The sequence below is a fragment of the Gulosibacter sp. genome (assembly GCF_052090685.1).
In the GTDB taxonomy this organism is placed as follows: Bacteria; Actinomycetota; Actinomycetes; order Actinomycetales; family Microbacteriaceae; genus Gulosibacter.
This window is the reverse complement of record NZ_JBQDBE010000005.1, coordinates 148,267-169,963: the sequence shown is the minus strand read 5'-3', so window position 1 is coordinate 169,963 and position 21,697 is coordinate 148,267. Positions and strand designations below refer to the sequence as shown.

Genomic DNA, 21,697 nt, shown 5'->3' with positions numbered 1-21,697 from the left:
ACAGCTGGTTACCCGGCGTCCTCGACCTTGAACCCGATGCGAAGTGTCACCTGAAAATAGGCCACTGCGCCGTCCTCGCCGATGTGCCCGCGGGTGGAGACCACCTCAAACCATTCAAGATTTCGGACGGTTTGTGACACCCGCGCAATTCCGTTGCGGATTGCGGCATCGGTTCCATCCGGAGATGACCCCACGACTTCGGTGATTTGGTAGGTATTACTCGACACGATTCAGCCCTCCTGGTTCGCTTCCGCCACGTTGCGGAAGTGTTCTCGAACTTAGGCCGAAAGACTAAAGAACCCCTGGGCAGCGCGCGTGAAGCGCAGCGGCACCCAGGGGGTTCTTGTGCCAGCGAGTGTGGCGCAGTTATGCGTTCAATGCGGCAAGTGCGGCGTCGTAGTCGGGTTCCTGACCAATTTCGGGCACCTGCTCGGTGTAGACAACCTTGCCCTCTTCGTCGATCACGACGACGCTGCGAGCGAGCAGGCCGGCGATGGGCCCGTTCTCCTGCACGACGCCGTAGTCCTCGCCGAAGCTCGAGCGGAATGCGGAGGTCGATACGACGTTGTCGATGCCCTCGGCACCGCAGAAGCGGCCGAGTGCGAACGGGAGGTCGCGCGAAACACCAACGACGACGGTGTTCTCAAGTCCCGCAGCAATTTCATTGAAGCGGCGGACCGACGCTGCGCAGACACCGGTGTCGACCGAAGGGAAGATATTGAGCACGACTCGCTTACCCTTGAAGGACTCGAGCGCGACATCGTTCAGATCGGTGTCGACGGTGGTGAACGCGGGAGCCACGCTGCCAACTGCGGGGAGTTCGCCGGAAGTGGTTACAGGGGTACCTCGGAAAGTGATATTTGCCATGGGTGCATATTCTCATCATCACTTGATCGGAAACTGAAGCCACTAGTGTTGATCCGTATTTTCTGAAAGGACTCCCATGGCCGGTGGATTCGTTGCCCTATTGGATGACATTGCTGCGCTCGCGCGCGCGGCTGCCGCGAGCATCGATGACGTCGCGGCCGCGGCGGTAAAAGCATCCAGTAAAGCGGCCGGAGTCGTGATCGACGATGCTGCGGTAACACCGCAGTACGTGGATGGGCTGCACCCGAGTCGTGAGCTCCCGATCATCTGGCGGATCGCTCGCGGCTCCATTTTTAACAAGCTCATCATCATCCTGCCCATTGCGATGCTCCTGAGCAGCTTTATGCCGTGGCTGCTGCAGCCAATCCTGATGCTCGGTGGGGCCTTTCTCTGCTTTGAGGGTGCGGAGAAGATTTGGGAGAAACTCCGTGGCCACCACGTAGAAAAAGAGGAACCCGCGGTTTCTTCTAAAGGTCCCAAGGATGAGAAGGCCATCACCTCTGGCGCAATTCGCACCGACCTGATCCTGAGCGCCGAAATCATGGTGATCTCACTCAACGAGGTTGCGAATGAGCCCTTCTGGACGCGTCTGATCATCATGATCGTGGTGGCAATTGGCATTACCGGGCTCGTGTACGGCGCCGTGGCACTGCTCGTCAAGCTCGACGACTTCGGCCTGGCAATGATGAAGCGTGATTCGAAGACGCAGCAGCGCTTCGGTCAGGGGCTGGTCAACGCCATGCCGCAAGTGATGGATGTGATCTCTTTCATCGGGACGTTTGCGATGCTCTGGGTGGGAGGTCACCTCATCATCCTCGGAGCGGATGCGCTCGGCTGGCACGCACCGTACGACCTTGTGCACACGCTTGCGGCACCAGCAGCAGCGGTTCCCGCCGTTGGTGGACTCCTCGCGTGGCTCATCGACACACTGTGCTCGATGGTCGTCGGCTTCCTCATCGGTTCCCTGATTGTGGGGATCGCACACCTGCTGCCATTCGGTCACGGTAAGGCGAAGTCCAGCAAGCACGGAGACTCAACCGATAGCGTGGAAGCAACCGCTGGTGGCCAAAAGGCAACTGGTGGTAGCATCACGAACGCTCAAGAAAGGAGTGGGAATGACTGATCTCACTGGCAAGCACATCGCTTTTCTCGCAACGAACAACTACGAGGACAGTGAACTTACCTCCCCATGGGAGGCAGTGATTGCAGCGGGTGCCAAGACCACGCTCATCGCTCCCGAAGCCGGCAGCATTGACGGCAAGAAGGGCCACAGCCAGACGGTTGACGCCACTTCTGCGGACGCATCCGGTGCCGACTACGACGCACTCGTGCTTCCCGGTGGCACCGGCAATGCCGATCACCTCCGGATGGATGCCGAAGCGGTTCGGCTCGTACGCGAAATCGCCGAAGCCGGTAAGCCGATCGGTGTGATCTGCCACGGTGGTTGGATCCTCACCGACGCAAATGTTCTTCGCGGTCGCACCGTCACTTCTTTCCCAAGTTTGCAGACCGATCTGCGCAACGCTGGGGCAACCTGGGTCGATAAGGAGGTTGTCGTCGACGGCAACTTCGTCTCGAGCCGCACTCCCGCTGACCTTCCCGTATTCAACGCCAAATTACTTGAGGTGATCTCGACTTCATGACCATTACCACCGCCATCGTCGGCTACGGCAATCTCGGCCGCAGCGCCGAAACGCTCATCAAAGCACAGCCCGATATGGAGCTTTTCGGCATCTTTTCGCGCCGCACCGAGCTCGACACGGACACCCCCGTCTACCCCGTCGACTCAATCAATGACTACGCGGACAAGATCGACGTGCTCTACCTCTGCCTCGGCAGTGCCACCGACATCCCCGAGCAAGCGGTGAGTTTCGCCGAGCACTTCACGACGGTGGACACCTACGACAACCACAAGCAGATCCCCGACCACTACGCGCGGATGGATGCGGCGGCTCGCGAGAGCGGGAACGTCGCTGTCGTCGCAACCGGGTGGGATCCGGGGCTGTTCTCGCTGAACCGCGTAATCGGCGCATCGCTGTTCCCGGAACCCCAGCAGAACACTTTCTGGGGGCGCGGATTGTCGCAGGGCCACTCGAATGCCATTCGTGGCATCGAGGGCGTTCGATTCGGTGTCCAGTACACGATTCCTCGTGAGGATGCGATTGCGGCCGCGAAGGCAGGTCGCGGTAGCGAGATCGACGGGAAATCGGCGCATTTGCGTCAGTGCTGGGTGGTCGCCGACGAAGCGGACCAGGACCGCATCCGCGACACGATCGTGAATATGCCGGATTACTTTGTTGGCTACCAAACCGAGGTGCACTTCATTTCGGAGTCCGACTTCCAGCGCGACCACCAGGGTCTTCCCCACGGTGGCCACGTGATTACCTCTGGCACGCTTGGTGCTTCGAAGAGCACGGTGGAGTTTGCGCTCGATCTCGAGAGCAACCCCGACTTCACGGCGGCTGCGCTCGTTGCCTACGGTCGCGCGGCTGCGCGTCTTGCTGCTGACGGCGCGACGGGTGCGTATACGGTCCTTCAGGTACCGCCGTATCTGCTGTCGACGAAGTCGCTCGAGGATTTGCTCCGCGAGGACGTTTAGGCGGGTTCACCCGCGGCGTCTTCGCTTGCGGGATCCTCCGCAGAGGTCTTACGCAGCTGCACGGCACTAATTCGGTTGCCGTGCAGCTGCGTTATTTCTAGCTGATACTGCACCTTGTTTTCAGCGTGGTCGTCTTCCTGGTCCTCGGTCTGTGCCGGATGGATAACCACCACGTCGTCTTCGCGAGCAATCCGACCGAGCCGCGCGAGCATCCACCCCGCGACGGTTTCGTACGGACCCTCATCGAGGGTGATGCCGGTCGCCTCGGCGAAGTCTTCCAGATTCGTGGAGCCGTCAAAGTTGCGGCTCTCGTGCAGTTTCATGGTGGCGCGCTGTTCGTCCTGGTCGTACTCGTCCCAGATTTCGCCGACGAGCTCTTCCAGCAAGTCCTCGAGCGTGACGATGCCATCGGTGCCGCCGTATTCGTCAACGACCACCGCGATGTGAGTGGACGAGACACGCAATTGCCGCATCGCCTGCGGTACCCGAACGCTGCTCGGGAAGTAGCCAATATCGCGCAGCACCGCAGTGATCGGCTTCTCGCCATTGTCAGAGGCGGCAAGCTGCAGGATGTCTCGCACGTGGACGAAGCCAATGATGTTGTCGATCTCTTCTTCGTAGATCGGATAGCGCGAGTAGGGCTGGTCGATGACGCCGTCGGCCACCTGCTGCACGGTGAGTGTGGAATCGAAGGCGACGATATCGCTGCGGTGACGCATCACTTCGGCCACGAGCATCTCATTGGCGTCAAAGACGTCGGCCACCAACTTCCGGTCTTCTGCCGCGAAACCGGTGTGTGAGGTCACCATGTCGCGGACCTCCTCGGTGGACATTTCTTCGTTGCGGGCGTTCGGGTCAAAGCCGAGGATGCGCAACAGCACGTTCGTCGAGGAATTCACGAGCCAGATGACCGGCGTCATGAGCATCGCGAAGATATTCAGCGGCGGCGCGACGACGAGGCTGACCTGAGCTGCTTTCTGCATCGCGATGCGCTTGGGCACGAGTTCACCCAGGACGAGGCTGAAATAGGACACGAGCAAGGTGATCGCAACGAGCGAGATTGCCGCTGCGGTGCCCTCCGGAATTCCCCAGCTCACCAATACCGGGGTGACCTGCGGGGCGATGGTCGAGGCGCCAAAGGCCGAGGACAGGAATCCCGCGAATGTCACGCCGATCTGCACCGCCGAGAGGAAGCGTCCGGAGTCCTTCGCGAGGTTCGCTACCGTCCGAGCTGCCTTTTTGCCGCGTTCAAACTGTCGGATCTGCGTTTCGCGCAGCGATACGAGTGCCATCTCTGTCGCCGCGAAGATCCCGCCAATCAGTACGAATAGCAGCACCAGCAATAGGTCGACGAGAACACTCATAGTGTCATTCTCTCAAGAGCTGGCTCGCCATCGCCTGCGCGGGCTGCGGTCAGGGCTTCTCTCTGCCTACTTCTCTCTACCTACCACGCGCATGTACCAGCTGTAGAACGCGATCCAGAACACGGTGTGAATCGTGGGCGCCAATTTCTCGACTTTGGCTTCGGGGAGGAACGTTCCGGCCAACTTGACGAGCCCGCGCGTTGCCACGACGACGAGGAGGAAGCGCGGGATGCGGGCAGGGATCGACCAAGCAACGAAGCTCGGGAACGAGAGCCGCTGCATCCCTGCCGTGCGGGCAAAGATTTTGTACGGCACTCCCCGGAACGGGCCCCAAAGCATGCCGCGGTTTCCGGTGCGCTGCATGTCGTTCTCGGCGTTCTCGATCATTTCGCCGGAGATCGCGGGCAGCTTTCGAAGCAGTCGTTTTGATTCGCGGGGGCGGATCTTTTTGCCCCATTGGTACGTGGCGATCCCACCTGCGACTGCCCCCGCGAGTGCGCTCATTGCCGTGGCGAAGCCGCGTTTTCGCGATCGGAGAGATACGCGGGTGATCCATACATCGGGGACGATGAAGAAGAAGGTGGCTTCTGCGGCGCCCCACGCCGCTGCGATAAGGTTCTCCCGGCGGTTGGACGCAATGTCAATCTCTGGCTTGGCGCGCTTCATACTCCGCAATCGTAGACTCGCCCGTATGCAAGATGATCCAGCGCAAGTTGACTCTCCTCAGAATGGATCTGCGCCAGGTCCCGCTGGCCTCGACCGCCGCAACATTCCGCAGCGCTCCACCGGTTGGGCGAAGCGAGCAGCGGATCTGCTTGCCACAGCGCGATTGACGCCCAACAGTATTTCGGTGCTTTCAGTGGTCATCGCGGTCATCGGTGCCGTGGCGTTGGGTGTGTCCGGGTTCGCGCCTGAGGGCTCTCGGTGGTGGCTGCTGGTGATTGCGGCGGTCGCGATTCCGCTGCGGTTGTTGTGCAACATGCTCGACGGGATGCTCGCCGTCGAAAAGGGAATGCACTCCCCCACCGGTGACCTCTTCAATGAGCTACCGGACCGAATTGCGGATGTGGCGCTGCTTGTCGGGGCGGGCTTCGCGACGACCGGGCTGTGGGTATCCCGAGGTTCCGGGCCTGCAGATTCGTTGGTGGTCGACTGGGGTATTATCTTTGGCTGGCTCGCCGCGGTTCTCGCTGTGCTGACCGCGTATGTTCGTACCCTCGGCGCCGCGAACGGTGTCGGTAATTTCTTTGGCGGTCCCATGGCCAAGCCACCGCGGATGTGGGTGCTCGTTGTTGCATCCCTGGTTTCTATCGCTGAACCGATGCTCGGGGTTCCTCTCGGTGTGGTGCTCGCTGTGGCTCTAGTGGTGATCGCGGTCGGTTCACTGATTACGGTGGTTGTTCGACTGCGAAAGATCACGCTGGCGCTGCGGGCGAAGGACTCGGCGCGGGGAGCCGACGCATGACGGTGCTCATTCGCCGCCTGTTTGCGGGCTTCGTGAGACTCATTACCGGTGCGCGTGCCGTCGTCGCGGGTGGTCGTGGCAACAGTAATGATGCGTCGACCGCTGAGTCGGTACTCGACCTGCCGCAGCAGATGGTGTTGTACGCGAATCATTCGAGCCACCTTGATTTCGTGACGATTTGGTCGGTCGTTCCCAAGCGCATCCGTGACCGGCTTCGACCGATCGCGGCGGGAGACTATTGGGGTTCTGGGGTGAAGAGCTGGTTTGCGACCAAGATTTTCAATGCGTATCTCGTCGAGCGTGGGAAGGGAACGGGGCCGCGCAAGGCATCGAATCAGGTTGAGGACATGATTGCGATTCTGGATGCGGGCGATTCGCTGCTCATCTTCCCGGAAGGTACGCGCGGCGACGGGAGCGAAATCGGCACCTTTCATTCGGGACTGTATCGGCTTGCTTCAGAGCGTCCGGAGGTGCCAATCGTTCCGGTCGCGCTGTCGAATCTGGGGCGGATGCTCCCCAAGGGTGCGATCATTCCGGTGCCGCATCTCGTGACGGCGACATTCCTCGATCCAATCCGGGTCGAGGAGGGTGAGTCGAAGCGCGAGTTTCTTGATCGCGCCCGAGACGTTGTGGATCGCGTTGTCCGAGAGGCTGAGACGGCATGACCATCGGACTGCTCGACGAAACCGGACTGCGACTGTTCGCCGGTATTGGCGTGGTACTCATCCTCGCTTCGATTGTGACTGCGGTGCTCTCCGCCGCGATGCGAAGCGAGCGCTATGCGAGCCTCATTTCGAATTTGAAGATGCGGGTGGGTGCGTGGTGGGCGATGGTGCTCATGTTGTTGGTCGTTCTCGCGGGTGGCGAGACGATCACCATCATCTTTTTCTTCGTCCTTTCGTTCTTGGCACTGCGTGAATTCATCACGATTTCGCGCACGACGCAGCGTGATCACAGCGCACTCGTGTGGATGTTCTGGATCATTTTGCCGATTCAGTATTTTTCGGTTTGGCAGCACTGGTATGGATTCTTTGCCGTGTTCATTCCGGTGTATGCGTTTTTGTTCTTGCCGGCTCGTGTCGCAATTGCGGGCGAGACGAAGGGCTTTTTGCAGCGAACGGCAACGACGCAGTGGTCGCTTATGGTGTGCGTCTACTGCGTGAGTTATGCCGCCGCGATTCTGCAGCTTCCGGTCGCGCTCGAGCTGGGTAAGGTCGCCGCCGACGGTTCAGCGATTGGGTCGGGCGGACCGGCTGGCGCGAATCTGCTGATGTTCCTATTGCTCGTAGTCCAAGGCAGCGACGTCATGCAGTACATCTGGGGTAAGACGCTGGGTCGGCACAAGATCGCGCCGCGTGTGAGCCCCAATAAGACCTGGGAGGGCTTCATTGGCGGAGTGCTCAGTGCGACAGCACTCGGTGCTGGACTGTGGTGGATTACTCCCTTCGAGTGGTGGCAAGCTGCCGGGCTTGCATTCGTGTCGTGTCTGCTTGGGTTCGCTGGCGGCCTCGTAATGAGTTCGATCAAGCGCGACCGAGGAATCAAGGATTTTGGCGCCTTGATTCCCGGTCACGGTGGAATCATGGATCGCATTGATTCGCTTTGCTTTGCGGCTCCGGTCTTTTTTCACCTCGTGCGTTTCTTTTTCTCAGGGGCTTAGTTTTCCTTCGGTGCGAGCTGTGCGCCCGCTTTTGGATCGCCAAATAATGCCGTGCAGAAGATGACTATCTTCAGAACGGTGGCGGGACATCCCCCGGCCGGCCGTCGCCAGGCGGTTCGGGTTTGGCCCGGAACACGGGGCCGAGTGGTTCCGGTTCGGTTGTGGTTTGGTAGCCGAGTGGAGTGGTCCATTCGATCTCGCCGCCGCCAAGTTGTCGCATCTGCCAACGTCGTTGGTGTTTTTGGACGTGGTGGCCACGACATAACGCCGCGAGGTTGTGTTCGCTGGTCGCGCCGCCTTCTGAGAAAGGGACGGTGTGGTCCAGATCTGCCCCGAGAGCGGGCCGAGTGCAGCCCGGGAACCTACATGAACGGTCGCGGACCTGGAGGAACCGACGCAAACTCGCATCGGGTCGATAGGAGTCGACGGTGATCGTGTGGCCGGTGATCGGGTCGGTCAGGATCCGCTGCACGCTGGGCACACCGGCAGCAAGCTGCCGAGCCCGGTTGAGGCTGATCGGGAGGCGCCCATCGACCAACGCGGGCTGGCGCGCTGCCACTCGACCGTCGCGACGGCCACTGCTGCCAGTGCCGCTGGCGCTACCGCTGCTGACGCTCGCGTTGTCGCTCGCGCCCTTGCGACTCGCACTGGTGGTGTCGTCCTCGGCGGGAGCATCGTCGAGGAGCGACAGGACCGGGATCACGATCCCGACTGTCGCGGTCACTCGCGACCCGTCCACCATTGCGCCTGCATTCGCGCCCGCACCAGTGTTCTGGCTGGTGGTGAGCGCGTCGGAGACGCTGGCGGGGTCGCCGCACAGCAGCATCTCGCAGAGCACGTCCGCGCGAATCTGCGCCACTGTCCGCGAATCCGCCTCGAACGGTGCTGGCGCAGGCAGGCCTTGCTGGGCTGCAGCACGGACTGCGGCGGTGTGGGCTTTGGCGTCCGCCACGTTCCGGTCGCGAATGGTGCGGGCGTCGAGGGTGAGTTGCCGGTCTATCCCGACGGCGAGCTCGGTCGGCAGCGTTGCACGCAGGGTTGACATGCCGAACCCTTCGGGGGTGACCGTCACGTCTCGCTCTTCCATGAGCGCGTTGTGCACGGCCTCGAAGTTGTCGGCAGCAATTGTCGCGATCTCGCGGTCCACGAACGCCGTGGTTTGCGCGACCGTGTGTGACACGGCGTAGGCCAACACACGTTCGGCCAATACCGAGAGCAGCTCGGCATCCAACGCCCGGGTATCGCGCAGGAACGCGCGGGCGTGCCGCAGGGTCACACGGCCCGCACGGATCGCGTCAACCCAGGCTGGGTAGTCATTGACGAGTTGTTCGGCTTCATAAGCCCGATTTTGCAGGGTCACGTCTGACTCGTGGGTGGGCAGCGCGAATTCGCCCATCACTGAGCGCAGGTGCCATGGGAAGTAATCCGCGTTGCGCACCCAGGCACGTTTCGCGCGGGCTTGCCGGTCGGCGTCGGCGCGGGCAGTGGCGATGGAGAACGCAACCGCGAGGTCTTCGAGGTCGTCGGCGACGAGTGCGCCGTGGCGTTGTTTGCGGGCGATGTAGCGGGCCGCTGTGGCTTCGAGTTCCTCAATCCGAAGGTCATCGTTGCCGCTGATCGCGGAGCCACGGTCGAGGTACTTCCCGTCTTCTGGCGACAGGTCGTCGCGGTGTGGATCTTGAGCGGACATGGACGGTCACCTCCTCACGGCAGAACGACACGAGCAAAGGAATCGAATGGATGAGCGATGCTGTTGCGATAAGTCTATCGCTACTATGTTCGATTCAGCAAGACTAATCTAGTAGATTTTTTGTTCGATATTCGATGAGAGAGTTGGATTCACACTTACACTCAGCAGCGGGGTCCGGCCAATATGTTGTCAGCAACGGACCGGTGATGGAACGGTATCCCGAGCCACCGACATACCGAACTTCCGCATGCAAAGCTCTGCGCCCCACCTAATGGCAGGTATACCCCGATAAGCACCACCGGCGTACCTCGTCGGCATCCACATCCGCACCTTTAGGACAAATCAACATAGGCCGAGCCCAGCAACGCGCCCAACCCGGCAGTGAGCACGTGCGCATTCGCAACAGGCAGCCACCAGCACGTCCAGTCGCTCACGCCGCCTTCCGACGTGCCGACATCGGCACCGGCGCCAACCCCAGCCCCAGCGGGGCCACCTTCACCCGCCCGCCACCGCGGCACAGAAGGAACCTCATCGACCGTCAGCTTGAAGTAATACCGCATGCTGATCTGATCAATCCCGGGCCGCAAATCATAGGGCTGGGAGCCGACGTATCGTTGCCCGGTCGCTATCAGCCCGGTCTTTTCACGCAAGTCTCGAACCGCAGCATCCTCGAGGGACTCACCCAAGTGCATATTGCCGACAGGTATCTGCACGCCAACAAACTCGAGCGGCGCTTCATCGTGAGTGAGCACCAGCAGCCAATCATCGCGGAACACGTAGCTCACGATTTCTTGGATCCGCTCGGTCATCTCCTCAACCTAGCAGCCGCTGAATTCACTCCAACTTCATGCAGCCGGCCTCAACCCTCGGACACGTACCCGGCCGAACTGTTGACAGGCTTTTGTGGTTCGCTGAACGGATGGCAGATGCGCGTGAAATGGCCGCTTTCGGGGAGGCAACTCGAACCTGGTTCCTTGACGCGTTCGAGGCACCAACGCGAGCGCAGCGCGAGGCGTGGCAGGCCATTTCCACCGGTGACCACACGCTCGTGGTCGCTCCGACCGGCTCGGGCAAGACCCTGGCCGCTTTCCTATGGGCGCTCGACCGGCTCATCCACGATTCCGGGTCCGACTCGGCCCCCACACTCGCACGCGCATCCGATCCCACACCAGCATCAGCCCCCAGCCCCACAACGCCTCGCGAACCCGGCACGCGCATCCTCTATATCTCGCCACTCAAGGCCCTCGGCGTCGATGTGGAACGCAATCTCAATGCACCGCTGGTGGGAATCGATCAGACCGCGAAACGGCTCGGACTCGAGGCGACACCGATTTCCGTCGGCGTGCGTTCGGGCGACACGAAGCCGGCGGAGCGCCGGCGCCTGCAGTCCAATCCACCGGATGTGCTCATCACGACGCCGGAGTCGCTCTATCTCATGCTCACGTCCTCGGCGCGCGAGGGGCTCCGAACTGTAGACACGGTCATTATTGACGAAGTGCACGCGGTCGCGAGCTCAAAGCGCGGCACGCATCTCGCGTTTTCGCTCGAGAGGCTAGATGCGCTGCTCCCCTCCCCCGCGCAGCGCATCGGACTGTCTGCGACGGTTCGTCCGCTCGAGACGGTGGCGAAATTTCTCGGTGGCGCGGCACCGGTCACGATCGTGGCACCGCCGAGTGAGAAGGCTTTCGATCTCAAAGTCGTGGTGCCGGTGGAAGACCTCAGCGACCTCGGCACGGCATCGCGACAGCCCGAGCAAGACGACGAGGAGATCGTGTTTGGCGACGCGATGCAGTCGACCGATCCACGACGCGGCTCGGTTTGGCCGCATATCGAATCGGAGATTGTTGACCGGGTGCTCGAGCATCGCTCCACGATTGTGTTCGTGAATTCACGCGGCGTTGCCGAACGACTCACGGCGAATCTGAACGAGGAGTACAAGGGGCGGATCGCGCCCACCGACGCCGAAGACCAACCCCTCGCGCGCACCCACCACGGGTCAATGTCCAAAACCACGCGCGCCGAGGTCGAGGAGGCGCTGAAAACTGGCCAGCTGCGCTGCGTCGTCGCGACTTCCAGCCTCGAGCTTGGCATCGACATGGGCGACGTAGATCTCGTTATTCAGGTGGAGGCGCCGCCCTCGGTCGCATCCGGACTCCAGCGGCTCGGCCGCGCCGGCCACCAGGTCGGTGGCATCTCCCGCGGCGTGATGCTGCCGAAGCATCGCGCGGATGTGCTGCATTCGGCAGTGGTCGCCTCGAGAATGCTTTCGGGCACGATCGAACGCATCGAGCTGATCGAGAATCCATTGGATGTACTGGCCCAGCAGATCATTGCCGCCTCCGCGATGGATGCGTGGGCAGTTGATGATTGGCTCGCCCTCACCCGCAAAGCGGCGTCCTTCCACCGGCTCTCACGAACCTTGCTCGATTCGGTGCTGGACCTGCTCGCTGGTCGCTATCCCTCGGACGAGTTTGCCCACCTGCGCCCGCGCATCCTCTGGGATCGAGACGCCGACACCTTCGAGGGGCGGGCGGGCGCCCAGCGACTCGCGGTCACCGGCGGCGGCACCATCCCCGACCGCGGCATGTACGCCGTGTTCATGTATATCGGCGCTGAAGACGGTCCAGAACAGGATGACGGGACTGCCGCATCCAATCGCCGCGCGACGGGCACCCGCGTCGGCGAACTCGACGAAGAGATGGTCTACGAATCCCGCGTCGGGGACGTGATCGCACTCGGCTCGACCTCGTGGCGCATCCGCGAAATCGGGCCGGACCGGGTGCGCGTAACGCCCGCATTCGGCGAGCCGGGAAGGCTGCCGTTTTGGCACGGTGACTCGATCGGACGGCCCGCAGAGCTCGGTGCCGCGATCGGAGCGGTCGTGCGGGACATCGTGAAGCGGGATGCACTTCCCGAGGGCCTCGACAGTGTCCTGGATGAGTTTGCCGCGTCGAATCTCCTCGCGTATCTTCGCGAGCAGCGGGAAGCCACCGGTCAGGTGCCAAGCGATCGGGTGCTGGTCGTGGAGCGCAACCGGGATGAGCTTGGCGACTGGCGGGTTGTTTTGCATTCTCCGCACGGCCGCCGCGTGCATGCGCCGTGGGCGCTCATGGTCACTGCTCGGGTTCGGGAACGGTTTGGACTTGAGGCCTCAGCGGTGGCGAGCGACGATGGGATCGTGGTGCGGATTCCGGACATTGATGCGGATCCGCCCGGTGCCGAGCTGTTCATGTTCGAGCGTGAAGAAATTGAGACGGTCGTGACCCGCGAGGTGGGTTCGTCCGCGCTCTTCGCCGCTCGATTTCGAGAGAATGCCGCCCGGGCGCTGCTACTGCCCCGCCTGCATCCTGGGAAACGATCACCGCTCTGGCAACAGCGACTGCGTGCCGCGCAACTGCTCGAGGTGGCGCGCCGCTATCCGGATTTCCCAATCATCCTCGAGACCGTTCGGGAGGTGCTGCACGACGTTTATGACCTCGAGGCGTTCACGAGTCTGATCGGCCGCACTGCTTCGCGCGAGGTGCGGGTCACCGAGGTGATTACGCCCGAACCCTCCCCCTTCGCGCGCAATCTGCTGTTCGGATACGTCGGGCAATTCCTCTACGAGGGTGACCAGCCGCTGGCCGAACGTCGTGCGGCTGCCCTCAATCTCGACGCGAGCCTGCTGTCGGAATTGCTCGGGGCGACCTCGCTGCGCGAGTTGCTCGATCAGGATGCGATCAACGACGTCGCCGCGGAGTTGCAGAAGCGCGCGCCCGGATTTCGCGCTCGAGACCTTGAGGGGGTCGCAGATTTGCTGCGATTGCTCGGGCCGCTCACGGAGGCTGAGATCCACGAGCGGTTCGGGGATGAGGATGCTGGTAGTGCGAGTGAGACAGACGCAGCCGCGAGCGCCGCTGAAATCACGGAAATAGTCCAGCACCTTGTCACCGCCAAACGCGCCCTCCGGCTGCGCATCGCCGGTGAAGAACGGGTCACCGCGATCGAGGATGCGTCACGCCTGCGTGACGCGCTCGGAGTGCCGATACCGCTCGGGGTGCCAGCAGCGTTTCTCGAGCCGCTCGAGGATCCTCTCGGAGATCTGGTCGCCCGGTTCGCACGCACGAATGCGCCGTTCACGACGGCCGAGGTCGCATCCCGTCTCGGCATCGGTGAGGCGGTCGCGGTGGCTGCGCTGCAACGGCTCGAGCTCGCGCATCGAGTGGTGCGCGGCGAGTTCACGCCGTCACGAAGCGGCGAGGAGTGGGTGGACGACCGTGTGCTCCGACGCATCCGGGCGAGGACGCTTGCGAAGCTGCGCCACGAGGTTGAGCCGGTGTCGCAGGACGCGTACGCGCGGTTCCTCGCGGATTGGCAGCAGGTCGGTGGAGACCTCGAGGGCGTGGACGGTGTCGTGACCGTGATCGATCAGCTCCAGGGCACCAGGATTCCAGCATCCGCGTGGGAGTCGCTCGTGCTACCCGCTCGGGTGCGGAATTATTCGCCGGCGATGCTCGATGAGCTGATCATCTCGGGTGAGGTTCGGTGGCACGGTCACGGCGAGATCGGCCGCGCGGATGGTTGGCTGAGCCTGCACCTCACCGATACCGAACACCTCACGTTTGAGCGTGAGCCCTTACCCGCGGATGCATCCCCGCTGGCCCTTCGTGTGGCAGAAGTGTTGCGCAGCGGCGGCGCGATGTTCTTCCCGCAGCTTGCGGCGGAACTTGGTGCGGGGCAGGCTGCAGGCACCCCGTCGCAGGAGGAAATGGCCGACGCACTGTGGGAACTCGCCTGGCTCGGCGTCATCACAAGCGACTCCCTGGTGCCGCTGCGTTCGCTGCTATCCGGCCAGTCCGGAACCGGGACCGCAAGCAAGTCGACCTCCGCGCATCGCACCGCCCGCAGGCCCACGCGGGGCCGGTCGTTTCGGTCCTGGGCTGCCGAACGAAAAACCGCACAGGTCCCGCCGCGCGCTGCGGGCAGGTGGTCGGTGGTCGATGACTACGACGAGGACGACACCGTCAAGGCGCAGGCCGCTTCCGAGCTGCATCTGGATCGCTACGGGGTGGTGACTCGGGGAGCCGTGGAAGCCGCCGGAACCGCGGGCGGGTTCGCACTCGCCTATCGGGTACTCGCGAAGTTTGAGGAGGCGGGTCGCGCACGTCGCGGCTATTTCATCGATGGACTCGGTGCCGCGCAGTTCTCGACCGCCGGCGCCATCGACGCGCTGCGCCGAGCGGACGACGATCGCTTCACCGACACACCGCCGCTGCGTGCCGTTACCCTTGCCGCGACCGATCCGGCAAATCCCTACGGCGCAGCACTGCCCTGGCCCGAGCACGACACCACACACCGTCCCGGCCGAAAAGCGGGTGGGCTGGTCACGATCGTCGACGGAGCGCTCGTGCTCTACGTGGAGCGCGGCGGCAAGACGCTGCTGTCCTTCGGCGAGGACGAGGCAACGGTGGAAGAGTCCGCTCGAGCCCGCGCCGCTGCAATCTCGCTCGCCGACACGGTGCGGAAGGCGCGCATCCCCCAACTCGTGATCGAAAAAATTAACGGCATTTACGCACTCGAAGCGCCATTTTCGCGGCTTCTGAGCGAGAGCGGTTTTGGGCAGATTCCGCGCGGGCTCAGGATGCGGTTATGACGCGAGCTGCGGTTGTAACCGGCACGTCGATGGTGAGGAACACGACAGCGGGGAGCAACAATGCCCGAGGGTGATTCCGCTTACCGCGCCGCGGCCAATCTCAGCCGGTCACTCGCCGGCCGAACCGTGACCCAGTTCGAGCTGCGGCTGCCAAAGCTCGCGACGGCGTCACTGGTCGGCGAGCAGGTCACCGCGGTGGATGCTCGGGGCAAACACGTCCTGCTTCGCATCGGTGAATTCACGGTCCACTCGCACTTCGGCATGGATGGGTCCTGGCGTCTAGTTCCTCCCAGCGCACCAACAGGCACTGGTCCGCTCGGCACTTCATCGGTGGACGCTGGTCCGCTCGGCACTGGCACTCCGAGGCGAGCGCGCACGCCGCAACGCCCCAATTCCCGAGCACGTCGCGGCCCGAATGTCTCCTGGCCCGCAGCCCACCGCATCCGAGCAATCATCGGCACGGATGCGGTAGTCGCGCTCGGTATCGACCTCGCGAAACTGGACATCTGGCCGACTGCTGAAGAGGAGCAACACCTCGGCTGGCTCGGTCCGGATCTACTCGCCGAGGACCCCGACCTCATTGAGGCAGTGCGGCGACTCGAGCGGGAGCCGGCGCGTGAGATTTCCGCGGCCCTACTCGATCAGCGCAACCTGGCGGGCCTCGGTAACGAGTACGTCACCGAAATGTGCTTCCTGCGCGGCGTATTACCGCACCGTCGTATCGCCGAATGCGGCACGATGACGGCGTGGGTCGATCTTGGTCGCAAGCTCATGCTCGCGAATCGAGATCGCGTCGAACGGACGTTTACAGGTAACCTGCGTCAGCCCACCTGGGTGTTCGGCCGCGCGGGAGAGCCTTGCCGACGATGTGGCGCGACAATCCTGAAAGGCAAGCACGCCTCTGGCAGCACGCAACCGGATGCGACCGAACGAGATTCGGTGTGGTGCCCCCGCTGTCAGACCTAGCGAATCCGCAACCCGCTCCCCCGTGCGCCCAGACACTCCCGCCGACCGTCCGGACGGAAGTTCCACATCACCGGCAGCGCAAGTTACTTCCCCGTCAGCATCGTGAGCAGCAGCACGTTCTTAGCCGGAGCATCCTCGGCACACTCAACAAGGTGCACCACCTGTGCACTGAGGTGCGCGACCCTTCCGGGAACCAGCTCGAGCACATCCTCACCGACGTGGAGCGAAAGCGCACCTTCGAGGCACTGAATGGTGATTGGATGTGCGGCTCGGTGGTCGTCGAGGACCTGGCCGGGTGCGTAGGACATCATGATGAATTCGGCATTGTCTCCGTTGAGGATGCGCGTGATCGCCGGCCCCGTGCCCTCGCGAAGTTCCGGAGCCTGCGTCGCATTCAAGAGCACTGAGCCACTGTCAAACTGCGCACCCGCGTCCCCAATATCTTCCGGTCGCAGCAGGAATGGCTTCTTTTCGGTGTTCATCATTGCTCCTTGCGTTGTCGGCCGCGTGTGACAGATGCTGCAGCAACCCAGGAAGACTAGGTCCCGGGACATTGGCAGGTTCCGATTTTTGCTGGCATCCTCGCCTCGTTCCTCGTGGCTTGTTGTTCAGTTTGAACTATTAACTCAGAATTAATGGTTGCCTCAAGCGCTTCACACCCATCGAGACGTCCTTAAAGTACGAGTACACGAAGCGGCAAAGTCGAATGTTCGATCGCGAATTCTGACCGATCAATACCAAAAGATAGGAATCCAGTCGCGATGATGCGCGTGCACGATGGTGAGGAACACCACGAGATCGAAAAGCAGATGCACGGTGATGACGTAGGCGAGTGATTTCGTTTTTGAGAAGATCCACGCCTGTACGAGCGCGAATGGGATGGTGAGTGCCGGTCCCCAGGATCGGTAGCCGAGTTCCCACAGGAAGGAGACGAATACGATCGCCTGCAGGATATTCGCGGTCCAGAACGAGAAGTGGCGGCGGAACAGCGTGAATACGACGCACATGAAAAACAGCTCATCCCAGATCCCCACGGTGTTCACCCCGATGAAGAGCCGGCCGATCTCATGCCATTCGGTGACGGGCGGCCAATTCTGATACGTCCCTGAGGTGATGAAGTAGCGCGGCAGCAGCAGCCATCCAAGCACCAGCACCGCCCCAAGCCAGCACCATTCGAGGGTTGACCAGCGTTGCCCGTGTCGCGATGGGAAACGCACGGCGTGATCGCGTAGCGCCCAGCGGCTCAGCGCGTATGGAACGATCACCGCGGCCACGAGCACGGTGCCCATCACGAGCATGTTTCCCCACGACAGATCGGCCCGCATCGAATGTGAGCTGACGATGGCAATGCCGATCGCGATGAGCGATAGGTCGCGGGCGAAGGCTCGGTCGAAGAGCCAAGATGCTGCCAGGCCGGTGAGGAGCGGCGCGTAGCCCCAGGAATTCTCGAACGCGAAGAGCAGCACCGCGGAGCCGGAAACGAGCACCGCAGGCAGCAGGTTCCAGCTGACTGCGGGCAGTTCCTTTCCTTCCGCGCGAGCGTCGCTCAACTTTGAGTTCACGTTGCAATTCTGCCGTATTTGAACTCGCGGCAACGCCACAACCCTCCAAGTCGATACACTGAGCGACGCCATCCCGCAGCCAACGCCCGCTCGACGGTAACCGCAGCTGCCGAGCCTTCGCTGTCGGGAAACAACTACACCGAAACGGATTCCGCCCGAGTGCCGCCTCGCTCCCCTCTCCCGCAACGCCAAGGCCTCGATGCTGCCTGGGTGCGCACGCCAGATCGCGGCGGAATCACCCCAACCCGGTGGAAAACCATGGGTGAGTGGCTGCGTGACAAGCTGCCGACCGAGGTCGATACGGCAGGGATGCTCGCTGACGAACGATTCGTATACGAGGATGCAACACCGGTTCGCGAGACTGACCCCTACCGGCCCAACACATTCGTCTGGTTCTATCGAGACCTCCGCGAGGAACCAATAGTCCCCGGTGAGGTCGCCATTGTGTACCAGGATGCGCGCATCCTGGTGATCGATAAACCGCCGTTTCTTGCGACCACACCTCGAGGTCGGCATGTCACCCAAACCGTGCTCGTGCGGATGCGCGACCAGCTCGGTCTCCCGGAACTGTCGCCGGCGCACCGACTCGACCGAGCAACCTCCGGCTTGCTCGTCCTCACCACCGAGCGGAAGTGGCGTGGCGTCTATCAGTCGCTGTTTCAACAGCAGCGCGTGGAGAAGGTCTACCGGGCGGTCGCACCGATCAATACCTCGCTCGAGCTCCCCACGGTCGTGACCAATCGCATTGAAAAGACCCGAGGCATCCTGCAGGCGAAAATCGTTCCCGGCGAACCGAACGCCAGTACGCGCATCGAACTCGAAACGGCGCTCGATGCGAGGCGAGCCATCTACCGGCTCGCCCCCGCCACCGGCAAGACGCACCAGCTGCGCATCCATCTCAACTCACTCGGCATCCCCATTGAAAACGACCCGCTCTATCCCGAGATCCGCGAAGACAATCCTGAGGATTTCACGCATCCGCTGCAGCTTCTTGCCGCGGAACTCATGTTCACCGATCCCGTGGATGGCGCACTGAGACGGTTCCATAGCCAACGGACTCTGCCGCTGACGGTCTGACCGAGCCTCGCCCAGAGATGCGGCCCCGGGCTGCGGTCGCAGGCGCGGTACTCAGTTCCGCAATTACCCGAGTACTCGACTCGATCCTCGGCATGATCCGTCGGTCGGCTGATGGCGATCAATCAGCTCGCTTTCTTCGGCGGATTCGCCTTTGCCTACGCAATCGCCTTCTATTTGAGCGAACTCGGTGTCGCGTGGCAATTGATCTTGGGGTCATCGACCATCCTCGCCGTGGCATTACTGATCGGCCGAATCGGCCTCCCGGAGTCGGCCAGGTGGCTTTGGGCCAAGGGTCACAAGGCTCAGGCGCGCGCCATTGCGCATAGATACATGGCTGGCGATGCCGATATTGCCGATTTCGAACAGGCTGCGCGGAACGAAAAACAAGGGAGATTTGTCGACATCTTCTCCCGCGCCCACATCCGTTCGACCGCGTTTATCGCCATCTTTTGGTTCTGCAACGTCCTGCCCTACTTCGGCATCGCCACATTCGCGGGAATCGTCCTGCCACAATATGGGCTCGACGATGGACTTACTGGAGGCGTGGGGCTGTCGGTGGGCGCGGTGCTCGGTGTCGCCTTCACGATGGCGTTCATTGACCGGGCTGGCCGACGAGCATTCACTGCCCCGCCCCAATGGATCATGTTGGGCATCTTCCTCGTGCTCGGACTCTGGTCGACCGCACCGTCCTGGCTCGTGCTGATGCTCTTTTTCGCATTCTTCTTCCTCAATGCCGTCGGCGGAGTGCTCACGGCTGTATATCCGGGTAAACTCTTCCCGACAGGGGTGCGTGGCGTCGGGACCGGGTTTGCGGCTGCCTTCAGTCGCCTCGGTGCGGCAATCGGCACCTTCTTGCTGCCCGTGGGAATCGAACACTTGGGTGTGGATGCGGTGATGCTCATCCTGGCGGGAGTCACCGCGATCGGTGCGTTCGTTTCGCAGGTCTGGGCGCCGGAGACGAGCGGAAAACCACTCTCGCAAACCTCCGGGATCCGAGTGGTTCCTGACGCCGAGTAGCGACGGGCGCCGCTCGCGGTGGATGCGATTGGAGGTCGCCTGCCTCGCGCAGGCTCGCGGTGGATGCAGTTGGGAGCGTCACGTTTCGCCATGAGTTCGAAGCTGAGACCCCGCCGGTAGGCAGTTTCCATAATTACGTAGTTATTGTAATCTTCAAACATGACTCCTCAATCGGATGCATCCGCCCCGGAAGACTTCGCAGGCAGACTCGCAGCGCTGGAAGAGCGAGTGCAGTCGCTCGAGGCGCAAGTAGCGGGCGTTGCCTCACCAGCGCACTCCCCTGATTCGGATGCTGAGCCCAGTAGTGCCGACACGTTTTGGGCACTCGAAGGCCTCAAGAAGCATGTCCCGACACCGAACGGTGCGGTCATGATGGTTGGTTCAGTCACGACCCCGAACGGTGATCAAGCCGACTGGCAGTACGGCGAAACCACCGACGCACTATTCGACAGGGACTTCGGCGACACCGCAGATGTGCTCTCGGCAATCGCGCAGCCCACCCGATTGCAGCTGTTGCAGCGGCTGCTCACCGACGCCAAGACCGTGAACGATCTCCTCGCGACCGGACAATTCGGCACATCCGGGCAGATCTATCACCATCTCCGTCCGCTCGTCAGCGCTGGTTGGCTACGACAAACCGGCCGTGGCAACTACGAGGTGCCAGCGCATCGACTTGTCCCGCTGCTCACGATACTTATTGGCGCCCAGCGCTGAAAGGAAGGCTCCGCAATGTCACGCACAATCTCAGCCCTACGCCCGCTGTGGTCGACACTCATGGGGCTCACATTCGCCTTCGTCACATACAGCCTCGTGGCTCGATTCGCGGCTCCACTGCCGGAGTTCCGCTTCCAGTTCATGGAAATCGGGCTGGCCGGGTTCACCATCCTGCTCCTTGTGCTGATCAGCATCGCCCCGCGAGCTCCGGTGTCCACCGTCACCCTCGCGAGCCCGGTTCGTGGTCGCTGGACGACGATGAATAGCCCCGGGCAGCAGTTGCCGAGTCACGGCACACGAACCCGTGGCCAGTACTCGGCAATCGACATGTGCCGCCCAAGTGAGTCCAACACTCCGCCGATGCTTCATTGGGGATTCGCCGGGGAGCGCCCGGAAAGCTACGCAAGCTTTGGGCAGCCCATTCACTCAATGGCACCGGGATGCGTCGTGCGCGTGCGCGACGGACAGCGCGATCATCGTGCCCGAAACACGTGGCCGAGCTTCCTCTGGATGATGACGATCGAGGGCCTCCTGCGCGAAATTGGCGGGACGCGAAAGGTCCTCGGCAACCACGTCATCATCGATCACGGTGACGGCACCTTCGCCGCCTATGCACACGCCAAGCGCGGTACGGCGGCCGTTGTCGAGGGCGATCAGGTGACGACCGGCCAGATCCTCGGCGAAGTCGGCAACACGGGTAACTCGTCGATGCCCCACTTGCACGTGCAACTCATGGATCGCGCCAATGTGGATGCCGCAGCTGGCATCCCGATGCGCTGGGAGGAGATCACTTTCGATGGCGACCTCGACAGTACGTTTGCGCAATTCGCGAAGGATCCGCAATCATCGGCGCTTGCCGACATGCCGCGCAATGGCGAGATTTTCACTGCTGCTGCCGCCGACACAGTGCCTGCGCCTTACACGGCTATCGACGCCACGCCGTAGCCCGGGCTCGTAGCGCTCATCATGGTCCGCACTTCAACCCGGCTAAGCGCTAGCAACCATGATGAGCGCCACCTATCGGGATTCGCGGCGCCACTCGCGGCCAGACGTGTCTTCATGAGGCTGAATCAAGTGGCGCGCA

Annotated in this window: 20 protein-coding genes; 12 read left to right on the top strand and 8 right to left on the bottom strand. The window is 62.2% G+C overall.

Going from position 1 to position 21,697, the window contains the following annotated elements; translation table 11 throughout:
* Positions 1–8: 8 nt before the first annotated feature.
* Together ACTHXA_RS04995 and tpx are read right to left on the bottom strand one after the other, a co-directional pair.
* The gene (locus tag ACTHXA_RS04995; protein ID WP_441669982.1) at positions 9–227 is read right to left on the bottom strand and encodes a dodecin; all 219 of its coding nucleotides are present in this window, start codon (positions 225–227) and stop codon (positions 9–11) included.
* A gap of 139 nt (positions 228–366) precedes the next feature.
* A complete protein-coding gene (tpx, locus tag ACTHXA_RS04990; protein WP_441669980.1) occupies positions 367–867 on the bottom strand; it encodes a thiol peroxidase in 501 nt (166 codons plus the stop codon).
* Positions 868–943: 76 nt separating this feature from the next.
* Between tpx and ACTHXA_RS04985 the strand changes: the two genes are divergently transcribed.
* Genes ACTHXA_RS04985 through ACTHXA_RS04975 form a run of 3 tightly spaced genes read left to right on the top strand, consistent with a single transcriptional unit; the run spans position 944 to position 3,466 of the window.
* Positions 944–1,990: a DUF808 domain-containing protein gene (locus tag ACTHXA_RS04985; RefSeq protein ID WP_441669978.1), complete on the top strand. Its 1,047-nt coding sequence runs from the start codon at positions 944–946 to the stop codon at positions 1,988–1,990.
* Entirely contained in the window at positions 1,983–2,510 is a 528-nt protein-coding gene (locus ACTHXA_RS04980) for a type 1 glutamine amidotransferase domain-containing protein (RefSeq protein ID WP_441669976.1), read from the top strand. Before ACTHXA_RS04985 ends, ACTHXA_RS04980 begins: the two co-directional genes overlap by 8 nt.
* Positions 2,507–3,466: a diaminopimelate dehydrogenase gene (locus tag ACTHXA_RS04975; protein WP_441669974.1), complete on the top strand. Its 960-nt coding sequence runs from the start codon at positions 2,507–2,509 to the stop codon at positions 3,464–3,466. The genes ACTHXA_RS04980 and ACTHXA_RS04975 overlap by 4 nt, the downstream gene beginning before the upstream one ends.
* On the opposite strand, the gene ACTHXA_RS04970 is transcribed toward ACTHXA_RS04975, so the two are convergent.
* Together ACTHXA_RS04970 and ACTHXA_RS04965 are read right to left on the bottom strand one after the other, a co-directional pair.
* Entirely contained in the window at positions 3,463–4,830 is a 1,368-nt protein-coding gene (locus tag ACTHXA_RS04970; protein WP_441669972.1) for a hemolysin family protein, read from the bottom strand. The genes ACTHXA_RS04975 and ACTHXA_RS04970 overlap by 4 nt on opposite strands.
* Before the next feature lie 66 nt (positions 4,831–4,896).
* Entirely contained in the window at positions 4,897–5,496 is a 600-nt protein-coding gene (locus ACTHXA_RS04965; protein WP_441669970.1) for a YqaA family protein, read from the bottom strand.
* A gap of 25 nt (positions 5,497–5,521) precedes the next feature.
* Here ACTHXA_RS04965 and ACTHXA_RS04960 point away from each other — a divergent pair, with 25 nt between their 5' ends.
* From ACTHXA_RS04960 to ACTHXA_RS04950, 3 genes are read left to right on the top strand one after another with little or no spacing between them, the layout of a single operon-like run.
* Positions 5,522–6,295 carry a CDP-alcohol phosphatidyltransferase family protein gene (locus ACTHXA_RS04960; protein WP_441669968.1) on the top strand — a complete coding sequence of 258 codons (774 nt, stop codon included), beginning with the start codon at positions 5,522–5,524 and terminating at the stop codon, positions 6,293–6,295.
* Entirely contained in the window at positions 6,292–6,960 is a 669-nt protein-coding gene (locus ACTHXA_RS04955) for a lysophospholipid acyltransferase family protein (protein WP_441669966.1), read from the top strand. The genes ACTHXA_RS04960 and ACTHXA_RS04955 overlap by 4 nt, the downstream gene beginning before the upstream one ends.
* Positions 6,957–7,955, top strand: coding sequence for a phosphatidate cytidylyltransferase (locus tag ACTHXA_RS04950; RefSeq protein WP_441669964.1), 999 nt, complete (start codon positions 6,957–6,959; stop codon positions 7,953–7,955). Before ACTHXA_RS04955 ends, ACTHXA_RS04950 begins: the two co-directional genes overlap by 4 nt.
* A 70-nt stretch (positions 7,956–8,025) precedes the next feature.
* Here ACTHXA_RS04950 and ACTHXA_RS04945 read toward each other — a convergent pair whose 3' ends face one another.
* Both ACTHXA_RS04945 and ACTHXA_RS04940 read right to left on the bottom strand, forming a co-directional pair.
* Entirely contained in the window at positions 8,026–9,645 is a 1,620-nt protein-coding gene (locus ACTHXA_RS04945; protein ID WP_441669962.1) for an HNH endonuclease, read from the bottom strand.
* A 332-nt stretch (positions 9,646–9,977) separates the two neighbouring features.
* The gene (locus ACTHXA_RS04940) at positions 9,978–10,454 is read right to left on the bottom strand and encodes an NUDIX domain-containing protein (protein ID WP_441669960.1); all 477 of its coding nucleotides are present in this window, start codon (positions 10,452–10,454) and stop codon (positions 9,978–9,980) included.
* A 110-nt stretch (positions 10,455–10,564) separates the two neighbouring features.
* On the opposite strand from ACTHXA_RS04940, the gene ACTHXA_RS04935 reads away from it, so the two are divergent.
* Both ACTHXA_RS04935 and ACTHXA_RS04930 read left to right on the top strand, forming a co-directional pair.
* A complete protein-coding gene (locus ACTHXA_RS04935; RefSeq protein ID WP_441669958.1) occupies positions 10,565–15,277 on the top strand; it encodes an ATP-dependent helicase in 4,713 nt (1,570 codons plus the stop codon).
* A gap of 60 nt (positions 15,278–15,337) precedes the next feature.
* Positions 15,338–16,243 carry a DNA-formamidopyrimidine glycosylase family protein gene (locus ACTHXA_RS04930; protein ID WP_441669956.1) on the top strand — a complete coding sequence of 302 codons (906 nt, stop codon included), beginning with the start codon at positions 15,338–15,340 and terminating at the stop codon, positions 16,241–16,243.
* 83 nt (positions 16,244–16,326) lie between these two features.
* Here the strand turns inward: ACTHXA_RS04930 and ACTHXA_RS04925 are convergent, their stop codons facing one another.
* Together ACTHXA_RS04925 and ACTHXA_RS04920 are read right to left on the bottom strand one after the other, a co-directional pair.
* Entirely contained in the window at positions 16,327–16,728 is a 402-nt protein-coding gene (locus tag ACTHXA_RS04925) for a cupin domain-containing protein (RefSeq protein WP_441669954.1), read from the bottom strand.
* A gap of 246 nt (positions 16,729–16,974) precedes the next feature.
* The gene (locus tag ACTHXA_RS04920; RefSeq protein ID WP_441669952.1) at positions 16,975–17,805 is read right to left on the bottom strand and encodes a CPBP family glutamic-type intramembrane protease; all 831 of its coding nucleotides are present in this window, start codon (positions 17,803–17,805) and stop codon (positions 16,975–16,977) included.
* Positions 17,806–18,015: 210 nt separating this feature from the next.
* Here ACTHXA_RS04920 and ACTHXA_RS04915 point away from each other — a divergent pair, with 210 nt between their 5' ends.
* The 4 genes from ACTHXA_RS04915 to ACTHXA_RS04900 all read left to right on the top strand — a co-directional run bounded on the left by ACTHXA_RS04915 (position 18,016) and on the right by ACTHXA_RS04900 (position 21,558).
* Complete coding sequence (locus ACTHXA_RS04915) at positions 18,016–18,882, top strand: pseudouridine synthase (RefSeq protein WP_441669950.1); 867 nt, start codon at positions 18,016–18,018, stop codon at positions 18,880–18,882.
* Between the two features lie 111 nt (positions 18,883–18,993).
* Positions 18,994–19,899 (top strand): MFS transporter, encoded by a 906-nt coding sequence (locus ACTHXA_RS04910; protein ID WP_441669948.1) that lies wholly within the window; start codon positions 18,994–18,996, stop codon positions 19,897–19,899.
* A gap of 159 nt (positions 19,900–20,058) precedes the next feature.
* A complete protein-coding gene (locus ACTHXA_RS04905; RefSeq protein WP_441669946.1) occupies positions 20,059–20,613 on the top strand; it encodes an ArsR family transcriptional regulator in 555 nt (184 codons plus the stop codon).
* Between the two features lie 15 nt (positions 20,614–20,628).
* The gene (locus ACTHXA_RS04900; RefSeq protein ID WP_441669944.1) at positions 20,629–21,558 is read left to right on the top strand and encodes a M23 family metallopeptidase; all 930 of its coding nucleotides are present in this window, start codon (positions 20,629–20,631) and stop codon (positions 21,556–21,558) included.
* The last annotated feature ends 139 nt before the right edge of the window (positions 21,559–21,697 follow it).

Bases quoted from the DNA above. Each gene is read 5' to 3' on its own strand.
- tpx (WP_441669980.1), bottom strand. From the start codon at position 867: ATGGCAAATATCACTTTCCGAGGTACCCCTGTAACCACTTCCGGCGAA.
- ACTHXA_RS04985 (WP_441669978.1), top strand. From the start codon at position 944: ATGGCCGGTGGATTCGTTGCCCTATTGGATGACATTGCTGCGCTCGCG.
- ACTHXA_RS04980 (WP_441669976.1), top strand. From the start codon at position 1,983: ATGACTGATCTCACTGGCAAGCACATCGCTTTTCTCGCAACGAACAAC.
- ACTHXA_RS04975 (WP_441669974.1), top strand. From the start codon at position 2,507: ATGACCATTACCACCGCCATCGTCGGCTACGGCAATCTCGGCCGCAGC.
- ACTHXA_RS04970 (WP_441669972.1), bottom strand. From the start codon at position 4,830: ATGAGTGTTCTCGTCGACCTATTGCTGGTGCTGCTATTCGTACTGATT.
- ACTHXA_RS04965 (WP_441669970.1), bottom strand. From the start codon at position 5,496: ATGAAGCGCGCCAAGCCAGAGATTGACATTGCGTCCAACCGCCGGGAG.
- ACTHXA_RS04960 (WP_441669968.1), top strand. From the start codon at position 5,522: ATGCAAGATGATCCAGCGCAAGTTGACTCTCCTCAGAATGGATCTGCG.
- ACTHXA_RS04955 (WP_441669966.1), top strand. From the start codon at position 6,292: ATGACGGTGCTCATTCGCCGCCTGTTTGCGGGCTTCGTGAGACTCATT.
- ACTHXA_RS04950 (WP_441669964.1), top strand. From the start codon at position 6,957: ATGACCATCGGACTGCTCGACGAAACCGGACTGCGACTGTTCGCCGGT.
- ACTHXA_RS04945 (WP_441669962.1), bottom strand. From the start codon at position 9,645: ATGTCCGCTCAAGATCCACACCGCGACGACCTGTCGCCAGAAGACGGG.
- ACTHXA_RS04940 (WP_441669960.1), bottom strand. From the start codon at position 10,454: ATGACCGAGCGGATCCAAGAAATCGTGAGCTACGTGTTCCGCGATGAT.
- ACTHXA_RS04935 (WP_441669958.1), top strand. From the start codon at position 10,565: ATGGCAGATGCGCGTGAAATGGCCGCTTTCGGGGAGGCAACTCGAACC.
- ACTHXA_RS04930 (WP_441669956.1), top strand. From the start codon at position 15,338: ATGCCCGAGGGTGATTCCGCTTACCGCGCCGCGGCCAATCTCAGCCGG.
- ACTHXA_RS04925 (WP_441669954.1), bottom strand. From the start codon at position 16,728: ATGATGAACACCGAAAAGAAGCCATTCCTGCTGCGACCGGAAGATATT.
- ACTHXA_RS04910 (WP_441669948.1), top strand. From the start codon at position 18,994: ATGGCGATCAATCAGCTCGCTTTCTTCGGCGGATTCGCCTTTGCCTAC.
- ACTHXA_RS04905 (WP_441669946.1), top strand. From the start codon at position 20,059: ATGACTCCTCAATCGGATGCATCCGCCCCGGAAGACTTCGCAGGCAGA.
- ACTHXA_RS04900 (WP_441669944.1), top strand. From the start codon at position 20,629: ATGTCACGCACAATCTCAGCCCTACGCCCGCTGTGGTCGACACTCATG.